General features: G+C 58.0%; 8 protein-coding genes. 1 reads left to right on the top strand and 7 read right to left on the bottom strand.

What is annotated here, in order from left to right:
• Positions 1-11: 11 nt before the first annotated feature.
• The 7 genes from AC1XYH_RS15860 to AC1XYH_RS15890 form a co-directional block, all read right to left on the bottom strand.
• A complete protein-coding gene (locus tag AC1XYH_RS15860) occupies positions 12-977 on the bottom strand; it encodes a chemotaxis protein CheB (protein WP_483324084.1) in 966 nt (321 codons plus the stop codon).
• The gene (locus tag AC1XYH_RS15865) at positions 970-7,356 is read right to left on the bottom strand and encodes a hybrid sensor histidine kinase/response regulator (protein WP_483324085.1); all 6,387 of its coding nucleotides are present in this window, start codon (positions 7,354-7,356) and stop codon (positions 970-972) included. The genes AC1XYH_RS15860 and AC1XYH_RS15865 overlap by 8 nt, the downstream gene beginning before the upstream one ends.
• 2 nt (positions 7,357-7,358) lie before the next feature.
• On the bottom strand, positions 7,359-8,243 hold the full coding sequence (locus tag AC1XYH_RS15870) for a CheR family methyltransferase (RefSeq protein WP_483324086.1): 885 nt from the start codon (positions 8,241-8,243) through the stop codon (positions 7,359-7,361).
• 59 nt (positions 8,244-8,302) lie between these two features.
• Positions 8,303-10,342, bottom strand: coding sequence for a methyl-accepting chemotaxis protein (locus tag AC1XYH_RS15875; protein ID WP_483324087.1), 2,040 nt, complete (start codon positions 10,340-10,342; stop codon positions 8,303-8,305).
• Between the two features lie 90 nt (positions 10,343-10,432).
• Positions 10,433-10,969: a chemotaxis protein CheW gene (locus AC1XYH_RS15880; protein ID WP_483324088.1), complete on the bottom strand. Its 537-nt coding sequence runs from the start codon at positions 10,967-10,969 to the stop codon at positions 10,433-10,435.
• 48 nt (positions 10,970-11,017) lie between these two features.
• Positions 11,018-11,383: a twitching motility response regulator PilH gene (gene pilH, locus AC1XYH_RS15885; protein ID WP_483324089.1), complete on the bottom strand. Its 366-nt coding sequence runs from the start codon at positions 11,381-11,383 to the stop codon at positions 11,018-11,020.
• A gap of 38 nt (positions 11,384-11,421) precedes the next feature.
• On the bottom strand, positions 11,422-11,835 hold the full coding sequence (locus AC1XYH_RS15890) for a response regulator (RefSeq protein ID WP_483324090.1): 414 nt from the start codon (positions 11,833-11,835) through the stop codon (positions 11,422-11,424).
• A gap of 226 nt (positions 11,836-12,061) precedes the next feature.
• Here AC1XYH_RS15890 and gshB point away from each other — a divergent pair, with 226 nt between their 5' ends.
• A complete protein-coding gene (gshB, locus tag AC1XYH_RS15895; protein WP_483324091.1) occupies positions 12,062-13,015 on the top strand; it encodes a glutathione synthase in 954 nt (317 codons plus the stop codon).
• The last annotated feature ends 54 nt before the right edge of the window (positions 13,016-13,069 follow it).

Below are 13,069 nucleotides of genomic sequence, written 5' to 3' on the forward strand. Positions count from 1 at the left end.
GCCGCCAAGACCTACAAGGCCAGCGGCCATTCCTGCAGCAACCACTGCTCCAGCGCTGCCGCCAGCTCTTCCGGCGAGCCCTCGCGGTGGCTGAAACCGGCGTCCTGAACCGCCTTGGGCATAGTCGCACAGGCTGCGCTCTGCTCATCTTGCGTCCACACCTCGATTCCTTGTTGACGCAAGCGCCCGCATGCCGCCACGCCATCCTCACCCATACCGCTGAAGATAATTGCACCGCTGGCGGCCCCAAAGGTGCGCACTGTCTCATCCAGCACTGCTGCAATCGACGGTCGGTAGAGGCCAGGCCAAGGCTCGTCACTCAACTGCACTACACCCTCATTGCCAAAATGCAATGAGCGGGAAACCGGTGCTACCAGCACATCACCACGGCGCAAATGCGCACCGGGCTGACAATTGATGATGCGCCAATCGTTCTGCCGCCCCAAAATCTGCGGCAATTGCTGCTCAAAACTGGCGTCTATGTGTTGAGCGTAGATAAAAGCCACCGGCAGATCAGCCGGCAGCAGGTCCAGGAACCTCTTTACCGCCGCTGGCCCACCCAGCGAAGCACCCAGCACCCACACAAAGGGCGGAGTATCCTGCCGCAACTGAGGTACCACCACTGGTACCAAACTATCCGCCGCCGGGGGCTCGCCGAGTAACGGCAGCAACTTGCCAAGCAGGCGTCGCTGCCAACGCGGGTACTCTTCACTGGCTGCATCGGGAATTTCACCTGCGCCCAATAATACCGGCACCGGGCTGTGCTCCAGCAGCCAATCGGCTAGAGGCGACTCTTCAGCCAGCTCCAGTAGCCATGCATCGGTTTGTACCGCCTGTAACCGCACGGCATTCAGCTCCGAAGGCTCACCCGCGAACACCACCCGATAGCCAAACCGCGCCAGCACCCCGGCCAGTCGGTTACGTTTGCCAGCGTTGCCGGCCAGCAGGGCAATGGCCGGCACGCCCGTATCACTCACGCACGGCTACCAGCTGGCTGATCACCTCCAGCAATTGTGCTTCTTGATAAGGCTTACCGAGATAAATATTGACCCCAATGCTCAGCGCACGCTCGCGGTGTTTTTCACCGGTGCGCGAGGTGATCATCACGATCGGCAGCTTGCTCAGGCGCTCGTCGTGGCGCACGCGAGTGGCCACTTCAAAACCGTCCATGCGCGGCATCTCTATATCCAGCAACATGATATCGGGCGTGATGTCCTGCAGCCGCGCAATGGCATCTACACCGTCCTTGGCGGTGACCACCTCCATGCCGTTGCGCTCCAACAAGCGAGTGGTCACTTTGCGCACGGTAATCGAGTCATCGACAACCATGACCAACCGTGGCCGCTCTTCAGGCGTAATGGCCTGTGCGCGTTCGGCAGCCAGATACTGCTGGGCGTGCAACGCCTGTTGGGCACGAATAACCGCCAGCAGATCGAGGATCACCACCACGCGGCCATCACCCAGAATGGTCGCACCGGAAATACCGGGCACCACCGCAAACTGCTTACCCAAGCCTTTCACCACGATCTCGCGTGAACCTGCGAGCGCATCAACCTGCACGGCCATGCTGTGTTCAGCACCGCGCACCAGAATTACCGGCAGGGGTAACGAGTGTCCCGTCAGCTTGGGCTGCTGACCGGTGACCAGCAGGTCGCCTAGGTAACGCAGGTCGTACTGCTTACCCGCATACTCAAAGGGCGGCGCATCGGGGGCGTAATAGGCCTCCAGCTCGTAACCAGAAACCCGCACGATACCTTCGATGGTATTCAAAGGAATCGCATAGAGATCTTCGCCGGAATAGACCATCAAGGCGCGGTTTACCGACACCGTGAAGGGCAGGCGAATGATAAATGTGGTGCCGCTGTCAGGCTCGGTACTTAGAGTCATGCTACCGCCGAGCTGCTTCACTTCAGCGTTAACCACATCCATGCCGACGCCTCGACCAGAGATCTGCGTGACCTGCTCGGCGGTGGAAAAGCCCGCCTCAAGGATGAACTGCAGTATTTCCTGATCGGTCAACTCAGCGTCCGCGTCCATCAAGCCGCGCTCAATAGCCTTACGACGCACCGCAGCCAGATTGATACCTGCACCGTCGTCCTTCAGGGTCAACACTATTTCACTGCCTTCGCGGCCCAGATCGAGCCAAATACGGCCATCGCCGGTCTTACCCTTCTCCTGTCGTGCCATCGGCATCTCTATGCCGTGGTCAACCGAGTTGCGCAGCATGTGCTCCAGCGGGCCGATCATGCGTTCCAGCACGCTGCGGTCCATTTCGCCTTCGGCATTGCCGACGACAAGTTCAACTTGCTTGCCCAACTCGCTAGCCACCTGCCTAACCACCCGTCGCATGCGCGGCAGCAGGCGTTCGAAGGGCACCATGCGTGTGCGCATCAGACCCTCTTGCAGCTCGGTGTTTACCCGCGCCTGTTGTACCAGCAGGGTTTCTGCATCACGGCTCTTGGTGGCCAGCGACTCTTTCAGGTCCGACAAGTCGGACGCCGACTCAAACAATGAGCGCGAGAGCTGTTGCAACTGCGAATACTGATCCATTTCCAGCGGGTCAAAGTCTTCGTAACCCTGCTCAAGCTCTTCCTGGTGGCGCGACAGGATCTGTGCCTGAGTTTCCATGTCCAGGCGGCGCAGCTGATCGCGCACTCGCTCGATGGTGCTTTCTACGTCTTCCAGCAGATGCGCAACATCTGTCACCTGCTGCTCGATACGGCCACGGAAAATCGAGGTTTCACCCGCGAGGTTAACCAATTCCTCAAGCAGCGCCGAGGAGACTTTGACACTCTCCTGGCCGCTGGTGCGCTTCTGGTTATCCGACGACGGCTCGCTCGCCGACATGGCACGCTGCAGAATCTCTTGCACACCGGCCAGGGACATACCCGACGACGCCACTGCTGGCTTGCTAGTGCTAGGCATGGGCGGCGCGAACTCAACCGGCGCGGACCAACTGAGCTGCGGCGTCTGCGTTCCGTTAGCCGACAGCCCAACAACCCGCGCCTGCAACTCTAGGAGGCTTTGCATCAGCGCTTCGCTGTTGTCGGCAGGCGATTGTTGCAACATCGATTCTAACTGCTTGGCATGTTCGGCCAACGCCGTTTGACCCGCGAGACGAGCGCTGCCCTTAAGAGTCTGAATACGGTGCGACAGCTCTGCCGCGGCGGCCGCATCTTCAGCTTGGCGCATTAGCAGATCGGCGCAGGGCGCCAATAACTCGTGCGCTTCCTCAATAAAGATTGCCAACATACCGTCCAGCGGCTGCGGCGTTACTTCGGCAAGCTGGTCAACTGGAGCTTCGTTGAGCGGCCCTGTCGATCCTGTCTCGGCGCCCGGCAAAACGGGTGGCTCAGAAGGGTTCTTACGGAAGCGATTAATCGCGGCGATTAGCGCGGCGCCATCACTGATTGGGCGCCCGGCGACCACACCATCGACCATGTCGGCCAAAGCGTCATGACAAGCATGCAGCAACTCAAACAGCGGCGGCGTTACTTCGTAACGGTGCTCGCACAAAGCTTCGTAAACAAACTCCATCTCGTGCGACAGGTCACCAACCGGGCGAATTTCGGCCATGCGCGCGCCACCCTTCAGGGTGTGCAGGTCACGCTGCAAAGCCTCTACGGCGATGGTATTGGCGGTATCGCCCATCCATTGTTGCAAGCTGCCAGCGGAGCTTTCAATAATCTCCTGCGCTTCTTCGAGGAAGATATCCACTAGCTCAGCATCAGTCCCGGCTTCACTCGGACTCCAGGTTCCACCCTGGCCCGGCGCAGTCGCAGTCGCAGTCGCAGTCGCAGTCGCAACAGACGGTGCACTGGCAGGGTTCAACTCGGTTGCCGCTGTTGCGGGTAGCAACGCTTGCAACGCCTCAATCTCATCTTTTGCCGTGCCCAGATGCTGATGTGCCGCGACCTGATCCATCATACTGATCAGACGCTCATGACCAGCAGACAAAGTACCCAGACCCTGCGACTCGAGCACCAGGCCACCAAGCATCCGCTCATGTACCTGTTCTAGCGCTTCACACAACTCTTCCAGTGCGGGCAGCTCGACGTCTGCGGCCACATCCGCTAAGCCGCGCAGGGCTCCGATCAACTCCCGGCTATCGATCTCCAGCGTTGAATCAGTGCGTTTGGCCTCCAGCTGATCGGCGGCATCAAGCAGGTAGTCAATACCTTCGGTGAGGAAAATCGACATCAAACTGCTGCCGACTTCGCCTTCCTCCAAGTCAGCACGGCTCGCTTCACGTGCGGCCAACGCCTGCTGATAAAGTGATTGCAAGCGTGGTAAGAATGCGTCGGTGCCGGGAATCGGCTGATCAGGTCCGGAGCCTAAATGGGCCAAACCCGCCTCGAAGAGCACAACCGCCTCACCCAACAGGCTGACTAGCCCCTGATCCGCGGGGATCAGGTTGGTTTTGAACTCTTTCGCTAATTTTTCTAGCGGCGTGGCCAGCACGGCAATCGATTGAATGGCTGCCATGTGGGCACTGCCCTTGAGGGTATGCAGTGCACGTTGCAGGGCATCACTGATGCTGCGAGGCAGGCCGTGCTCAGAACATTCGTACAAATAAGCATTGATCTGGTCGATATGGTTCCGGGTTTCATTGCGGAAAATATCCAGCAAAACCGGATCCATCATCGCCTGCTCTGGCTCTGGCTCTGGCTCTGGCTCTGGCTCTGGCTCTGGCTCTGGCTCTGGCTCTGGCTCTGGCTCTGGCTCTGGCTCTGGCTCTGGCTCTGGCTCTGGCTCTGGCTCTGGCTCTGGCTCTGGCTCTGCAGGCAGTGTTGGCGGCTCCGACCAGCTGTCAAGCGAATCGGACTCAATAAGCGGCAGTGTTTCGTCCTGCAGGCTCAGGTCAGGCTCAGGCTCGTGCACCGATCCCAGCAGCAGGCCCTCATCAATTTCTTCACTTTCCAGCTCCGGTAGCTCGCTCAGCGGCTGCAGATCAAACTCCTGATCAAACGCCGGATCGAAAGCGTCATCGCTCGCAACCTGGTCCTGCGCTGCAGGGGCGTACTCGTCGTCCAGCAGCTCTGGCAGCTCGCCGCGAGCCTCGGTTTCTGCGTCCGAAAGCGCCACAGAGGCGAGGAGCTCGCCGCGCGACAGGGCATCAGCCTGCGCAGCCAGCTCAGCAACTTCAGGCCAGGCGCGCTGCTGATGACTAGCGAAGTCATCGACTAGCTGGGGCATCAAAGCACGCACCGCATTGGCCACGGTAAACACATCGGCGCTCAGCTCAATCGAATGATCGATCACCCGATTGAGCATATTTTCAACCGACCACGCCAGCTCGGCCAGTATGCCGGCTTTCACCATACGACCACTGCCTTTGAGCGTGTGGAATGCGCGGCGAACTTCAGCCTGGGCTTTATGGTCAGCGTAGTTTTGCTGCCAGGCGGGGGTGAATTCGGCGAGAGTTTCGAGTACTTCACCCGCTTCTTCGACGAAAATTTCCACCAACTCGGCGTCCATCTCGTCTTCTTCAACAACTTCAGCAGCGGCGCCAAGCTCAGGCGCCGGGCTATCTGTCTGCAGCTGCTCGTCCAGCGATGCAGTATCAACAACTGCGCCCTCATCCTGCTGGTCTTGCAGCAGCTCGCCGGCACCTGCTTGCTCTGCCGCGTGATCGCTATTAGTTGGCAACGAATCCGGGTGATAACCCAGGGTGCTCAAGCGCTCTTCAGCAACATCCAGGATGCTGTCGCCGCGATTACTGTCGTCCTCAGCGAGACGTTCAAGGTAATAATCGATACTGGTGATCACGTCGGCGAGTGCGTCTAATGCAACCCAATCTGGCACCGCTAGCGGAGTAATTAGCTGCTCCTGAATGTAGCGCCGACAGGCGCCTACATCGGCCGCTGCGCGTTCCAATGGGAGCATAGCCAGACCACCACGCACACTATTGAGCAGGTCGTCGACGGGTTCCAGGTGGCTGTGATCCCACTGGTTTGCAATAAAGGCATTAATGGCTTCACGGGTTTCTTCCAGCGCATTACGCGCCTCCTGCACCACCATGTGCTGCACTTGTACGATGTCTTGCGCAGCTGCCAAGCGCTGCATGTCATGGTCAACGGCGCCCTCTTGCTCGCCCCGCTCAAGGCCAAGAATGCCTTGCAGACTGGCCTCAACATAGAGCATGCCGCCAGCGACATCCATCAACGCTGCATCGGTCAGATTCGAGTCACCGCTGGCCAGTCGCTGTACCTGTTCGATCTGCTCGCTCAGAACCCGGCGTGGCTGCCCCAAACCCAGCATAGCCAGGGTATCGCTGATCTGTTTCATGGTCGGTAGCAGCGCCGACAAACCATCGAGCTGACTGCGATCACTGCGTACAAAGAGATCGAGCTGGTCCTTGACCTGCATCAGTTCTTCGCCAAGTGCCATCACAACAGACTGCATGGCGCCACGATCAGGCCCAACCAGCCGCGCATCACCCGCAGCCAGATCATCCTGCCCGCCGGCCCATGAGCCCTGCAACTGGTAGCGCACTTTCAGTGCATCCAGACGCGGGCTGCCATCGGCACTCTTGGCCACATAGAACAACAGGTTGCGTAGTAGCTCCGGCGGCGGGCTACTTTGCAGCGCCGCAGCGCCGCGCGCCATCAATTGACGCAGCTCCTGATCAGCCTGACGCAGCAACTGTCGGATGGCTGCGCCATTTTCTATACTGCCCAGCTCCAAGCCTTCAGCTACACCGGCAAAGATCGCCCATAAATCCGCATAGGGCGCACCCTGGCAAAGCTGCTGCAGGCGCGTAAATACATTGCGCAAGTGACGACTGTTAGCCGCCACTTCTTGCCCCCGAATCACTCCAGCCTGCGACATTTGCAGTGCTTGGCGCAGCTTGCGCAACTGGCGCACATTGTCAGCATCCGACAAATCGGCATAGTCGCCGGAAACCGGATCCGCAGTAGCGGTATCCAGCCCCGGGCTGAAAAGAGCGTTCTCCGATAACAGCTTGTCACCGCGAGCGGTACGCATGTCGTTTAGCAGCGGCAACAGCACCAGCGGTAAATCACGCCTGCCGCTCTGCACACGATCAAGGTAGGCGGGCATTTGCAGGATGGCCTGCATCAGTACTTCCAGCGCCTCGTTTTCACGATTAACTGCACCGTTCATCAGCGCCTGCGCCAGTTGCTCCATTTCCTCGGCGAGCAGCGCTGCACCATAAAACTCGACCATCTGCAGCGTGCCATGAACCTGATGTATATAGGTCAGACAAAAACGCAAACGCGTTGAATCCTCGGGGTTTTCTACAAAAGCTTCGAGTGCCTGACGCGCTTGGTTCAGCGTTTCGGAAATCTCGCCTTTGACCCAATCGAGGGCGACATAGTCATGCCGATCACCCATATTCACTCCAGACGTCCAGTGCTATCCCGGCGCACATAAGCCTGTACCTGATCATCAGGTAGCCGCTCCAGCAGGGGATTATTCCAGTCCATGATTTCACCCAGTCCAATGATCAACATGCCGCCCGGCGCGAGACGCGTGGCGAGCAAATTGAGCAGGTCGCGGCGACGCCAGCGACGGAAGTAGATGAGCAGGTTCTGGCAGAAGATGATATCCAGGTCCCGGATCGGGGCCTGGGCCAATTCAAGAATGTTCAAACGAGAAAAGCACACCCGGTCGCGCAGGGCATAGGCGATTTCATAGCGGTCATTCGGCAGGGTCTGTAGCCATTCCCGGCGCTCGCGCTCATCCAAACCACCCAGACGGTTACCGGGATAGGTAGCGGCCCGTCCCTGCTCCAATGCCTTCAGACTGATGTCAGTAGCCCAGATGCCATAGCCGCTGGCATGCCCGCCGGCAGTGGCGATGCTCTGTTCACTGATAATCGCCATCGAATAGGCTTCCTCGCCGCTGGCGCAACCCACACTCCAGAGCTGCAATGGGCGATCGGTTGCGCGGCCGGCCAGCAGTTTATCCAGATGCTGGCCAACGGCGTCAAATGACGGCCGATGGCGCATAAAGCTGGTTTCTCGCACGGTCAGACGCTCGATCAGCGCGGACCACTCAACTGCGCCAGCGGCGCCATGGGTCACGTGCTCGTAGTAGGTCTGATAATCGGCAATTTTCAGCTCACGCATGCGCGTGCCAACGCTGGTCTGCAGAAAGGTTTTACGCTGATCACTGACGCACACGCCCGTGCGCGCTTCCAGCAGTGTTTGCCACTGCCGAAACTGATGCGCGTCCATCTCCGGCAGTTGTTGCAACGACCAATTTTGCGTTGTCTGCACTTTAAGCCCCTCGCTCCAAGCGGAACCGGAGGGCCGCGTGAGCGGCCTTCCGAGTCAGCTTAGTTGTCCTGCTGCGGTAGCGTGAAGCCGTCAACCGACTGACGCATGGCCTCGGCCAGTTTCGCCAACTCACCAATGCTGCGTGCGGTGGTGGTGGTACCTGCCGAGGTTTGCGAGGTGATCTCCTGGATCACGTTCATGGTGTTGGATATGTGGCCAGCGGATGAAGCCTGCTGCCGCGCGGCATTGGAGATGTTCTGAATCAAGGCGGCAAGGCTGGTTGATACCTTCTCAATCTCTTCCAGTGCCACACCGGCGTCCTGCGCCAAACGCGCACCACGCACTACCTCTGAGGTAGTTTGTTCCATCGAGATAACCGCCTCGTTGGTGTCGGTCTGAATGGTCTTTACCAGTGCTTCGATCTGCTTGGTCGCCCCAGACGAACGTTCCGCCAAGCGCTGGACTTCGTCGGCAACTACCGCGAAGCCGCGGCCAGCGTCACCCGCCATGGAGGCCTGAATCGCTGCGTTCAACGCGAGAATGTTGGTTTGGTCGGCGATGTCGTTAATCAGGCTTACGATGTCACCAATTTCCTGCGATGACTCACCGAGACGCTTGATCCGTTTGGAAGTGTCCTGGATCTGCTCACGAATGGTATCCATGCCAACGATGGTGTTCTGCACCACCTCGTTACCTTTGTTGGCAATGGCTACTGAGCGTTCCGCTACCGCTGCCGACTCGGAAGCGTTGGCCGATACCTGGTCAATTGAGACCGCCATCTCGTTCACCGCCGCCGAGGCGCCAGCAATCTCTTGTGCTTGGTGTTCAGAGGCTTCGGCTAGATGCATGGCCGTGCCCTGAGTTTCCTGGGCAGCGCCTTCCACCTGCAAAGCGGTTTCGTTAATGGTCTGTACCAGTGCGCGCAGCTGGTCGATGGATTCATTGATCGAGTCGGCGATGGCGCCGGTAAAATCTTCGGTCACCGTCGCCTGAGCAGTGAGGTCACCGTCGGCCAAGTCACCGATCTCATCCAACAGACGCAGAATCGCCGCCTGGTTACGCTCGTTTTTCTCGGCAGTTTCAACCAGACGCTCACGTGTTTCGCGGGTCATCTGCGTACCGATCAGCAAAATGCAGCCCAGTGCGATGATACCCAGCGCATAACCCAGCAACGTGTTCACCACGCGCGAGTCAGCACGATTTTCAAAGCCAGTAGCCAGGCCAGATACGTTGTCCAGCAGCGACTGCGAATCGGTGAAAATTTCGTTGGCAGCGGAGCGTACCTGATAGAGCTCCGGTGAGGTCAGGAGGATCTGATCAACCGAGTCCGATACATAACGGAACAGCTCCTGAATTTCTTCCAACCGGCTGGCCGCGTCTGGATCCGCTACGCGGCTAATGCCGATGGCAGCGTTACCCTGCAACATACCCTGCAACACACGACCGAAGAGGCTGGCGTCGCGACCAAAGCTGTCGGCCGCCATGACCGAGTCCTGGTCACCTTCAAGTACACGGTTTACCGAGCCAAGAATACGCTCGGCCAACAGCGACTGGCGCTGGGCGATGGCGACCTGATCGGCAGAAGCGCCGCTGGAGATCAGCACATCTACCACGTCTTCGTATTCAACCTGCAGTTGCGGCACGGTGTCAGACAGGGTGTTGGCAACCTCATGCAGCGACAATACCGTCGCTTGGCTGGCCAAAATCGAGTCAGCGTTGCGGCGTACCTTGTCCCAGTCAGCCTGTGCCAGCGCCAACTGCTCCTGCAGTGCGCCGGGCGTGGGCGGCAGGCCGGTTTCTTCACGGCCATCGACCAAGTAATCCCAACGCTGCTGGAAGTCGTTGCGCGCCGTTAGCAGCTGGCCAAAGGCTTCTGGCGTACCCGTCGCGGCTTCGGTAGCTGTCTTGGAAATCTGCTGCGAGAGTACGCGCAGCTCACCGGCGTGACCGATGTATTCCGTATCGTATGTGCTCTGAATATTCAGGTACAGGAAGTTGACGAACAGCAACAGCAACGACAGGATCAGTGCGGCGAACAGGCCGGTGAGCGTGCGGTTGCTTCGCATCGTGGACAGCATCTGTTTATCGAACTTTTTCATTTTATGGCCCCTACCTGGCCTACAGCCTTATTGTTCTAGCTAACATGCTCCGTTGCGGCAGCGGATTGCCCGGCCGCACCCCAAAACTGATCAGAGCGCTACGTCGAGAAACGTCTGATCGTGCGCTAATGCGCGAAAATTGAACACCAGTGCCGGTTGCTCACCTGCATAGACGCCGACGACATAAGGACGTACTACATCGTCTAGCTCAGGCAAGCGCTCACTGAACGCACTGACCGGCATATGCTGCATCCCCAACAGTTCATCAATCAGCAAACCCACGAAGATGTCGTCGCGATCCAACACCAGCACCCGGCGCTGTTTGCGCGGCACCGTACTGGTTACTCCAAAGAAACGACTCATATCGACGATTGGCAACAGACGGCCACGCACATTTGCCACGCCTCGCACCCAAGCCTTCACTCGGGGCAGCGCGGTGTAACGCGGTTCGTGCAGAATTTCACTGACTTCGCCCATAGCAGCCAGCATGACGTGACCAGCCAACCGAAAGCCGACGCCACTCCAGGTTTCGCTGACTACTTCTCGGGACGGCAGACCGCTTGCCTGACTGCGGCAACGCTGGGCCAACGCCTGCAATAAATCGAAGGGATGCTGTGTATCTGACATGCCGTGTCTTTTCTCGTTGTTATAGCGGCATCGATCGAGCAGAAATTCCTAACTGCCGAGTACCGATTTTAGTGTCTTAATCAAAGTCGACTCCTCGACCGGCTTGGTCAGGTAGTCTTTTGCTCCTTGACGTGTACCCCAGACCTTGTCGGTTTCCTGGTCCTTGGTGGTAACGATAATGACCGGAATATGGTTGGTTTCCGGATCTTTCGTCAGTTGCCGGGTGGCCTGAAAACCATTCAAGCCGGGCATCACGATATCCATCAGCACGGCATCGGGCTTTTCTTGTCGGGCAAGCGCGACACCGTCCGCCCCGTTCTCTGCTTTCAGAACTTCGTAACCGTGCTTTTCAAGCATGCCGGTGAGCTTGTACAGCTCGGTCGGCGAGTCATCTACTACCAGAATACGGGCCATCGTAATCCCCCGGTTAATTCAAAGTGATGCAACCACGCTCACGCGCCTGCTGCACCGGCCATTTTGCCAGCTTGCGGTACATGCGCGCGAATGGCGCCAAGTAGCTCTTCTTTGCTGAAAGGCTTGGTCAAATATTGATCCGAGCCAACTATCCGCCCTTTGGCTTTATCGAACAGGCCATCTTTGCTGGACAGCATGATCACCGGGGTAGAACGGAACGCGCTGTTGTTTTTGATCAGCGCACAGGTCTGATAACCGTCGAGACGCGGCATCATGATGTCGACAAAGATGATATCGGGGTGGTTGTCTGCAATTTTGGCCAACGCATCAAAGCCATCCACTGCAGTGATCACGGTGCATCCGACTTTTTTCAGCAGGGTTTCCGCTGTGCGTCGAATCGTTTTGCTGTCATCAATCACCATGACTTTCAGGCTTTCGAAATTTTCTTCCATAAGACCAGCCCTTGTTATTAATGGTGGTTCGATCTTTATGGCTGCATCGTCACAGCCGCTGACCAGCCAATTCCTTTTCCGCGTACTTTTAGCATAGATTTATCGGCCAATCTATAAAGCTTACTCATGTCCGGGACATCCAGCCATATTAGCCACCCTTTCTCCGACACAGCTTCAAGCGTTACACTCGACGCCTACCTCGAAACAGCGCGGAAATTAACTCTATATGCCTATTCGTCTCGGCGTCGTCATGGATCCCATCAACGCGATCCACTACAAAAAAGACAGCACTCTGGCCATGCTCCTCGCTGCCAGCGAGCGTCAGTGGGAACTGTTCTACCTAGAGCCGCAAGACCTCTATCTGGCCGACGGACAAGCCATGGGCTGCATGAAACCCTTGCAGGTGCATGCGAACCCCGAGCATTGGTACGACCTCGGCGCAGAGCAGCAGCTCGCCCTGAACACGCTGGACGTCATCCTGATGCGCAAGGATCCGCCTTTCGACAACGAATTTCTGTATGCCACGCATATTCTTGAAGCCGCCGAGCGTGCTGGCGTAATTGTGGTCAACCGTCCGTCCAGCCTTCGTGATTGCAACGAGAAGCTATTTGCCACCCAGTTTCCGCAATGCGCACCCGAGCACATCGTTACTCGACGCGCCGACATTCTGCGCGAATTCGCCAAGCGTCACCGTGACGTCATTCTCAAACCGTTAGACGGCATGGGCGGCTCGATGATTTTCCGCATCAAGGAGAATGACCCAAATCTCAGCGTTATTATTGAGACACTGACCCGTTACGGTCAGGAACAGATCATGGCACAGCGGTATCTGCCGGAAATCAAAGACGGCGACAAGCGGATCTTGATGATCAAGGGCGAACCGGTGCCTTATTGCCTGGCGCGTATCCCGCAAAAGGGCGAAACCCGTGGCAATCTGGCCGCCGGAGGTCGTGGCGAAGCCCGCCCGTTGACTGAACGCGATCGATGGATTGCCGCCCAGGTTGGTCCGGTGCTACGCGAGCGCGGCCTGCTATTTGTTGGCTTGGATGTTATCGGTGATTATCTGACCGAGATCAACGTCACCAGCCCCACCTGCATCCGTGAAATCGATGCTGCCTTCCAGACCGACATCGGTGGACAACTGATGGACGCCATAGCGGAGCAGCTCGCAGCGCGTTAAGCCCTGAAAACTGCGCCACCTTCCGTACGACCTATCGCGGAGGTGACGCAGTGC

The organism is Pseudomonas sp. GW-45, assembly GCF_056896675.1.

Coding starts and splice junctions, on each gene's coding strand:
- gshB (WP_483324091.1), top strand. CDS start 12,062: ATGCCTATTCGTCTCGGCGTCGTCATGGATCCCATCAACGCGATCCAC.
- AC1XYH_RS15875 (WP_483324087.1), bottom strand. CDS start 10,342: ATGAAAAAGTTCGATAAACAGATGCTGTCCACGATGCGAAGCAACCGC.
- AC1XYH_RS15880 (WP_483324088.1), bottom strand. CDS start 10,969: ATGTCAGATACACAGCATCCCTTCGATTTATTGCAGGCGTTGGCCCAG.
- pilH (WP_483324089.1), bottom strand. CDS start 11,383: ATGGCCCGTATTCTGGTAGTAGATGACTCGCCGACCGAGCTGTACAAG.
- AC1XYH_RS15865 (WP_483324085.1), bottom strand. CDS start 7,356: ATGGGTGATCGGCATGACTATGTCGCCCTCGATTGGGTCAAAGGCGAG.
- AC1XYH_RS15890 (WP_483324090.1), bottom strand. CDS start 11,835: ATGGAAGAAAATTTCGAAAGCCTGAAAGTCATGGTGATTGATGACAGC.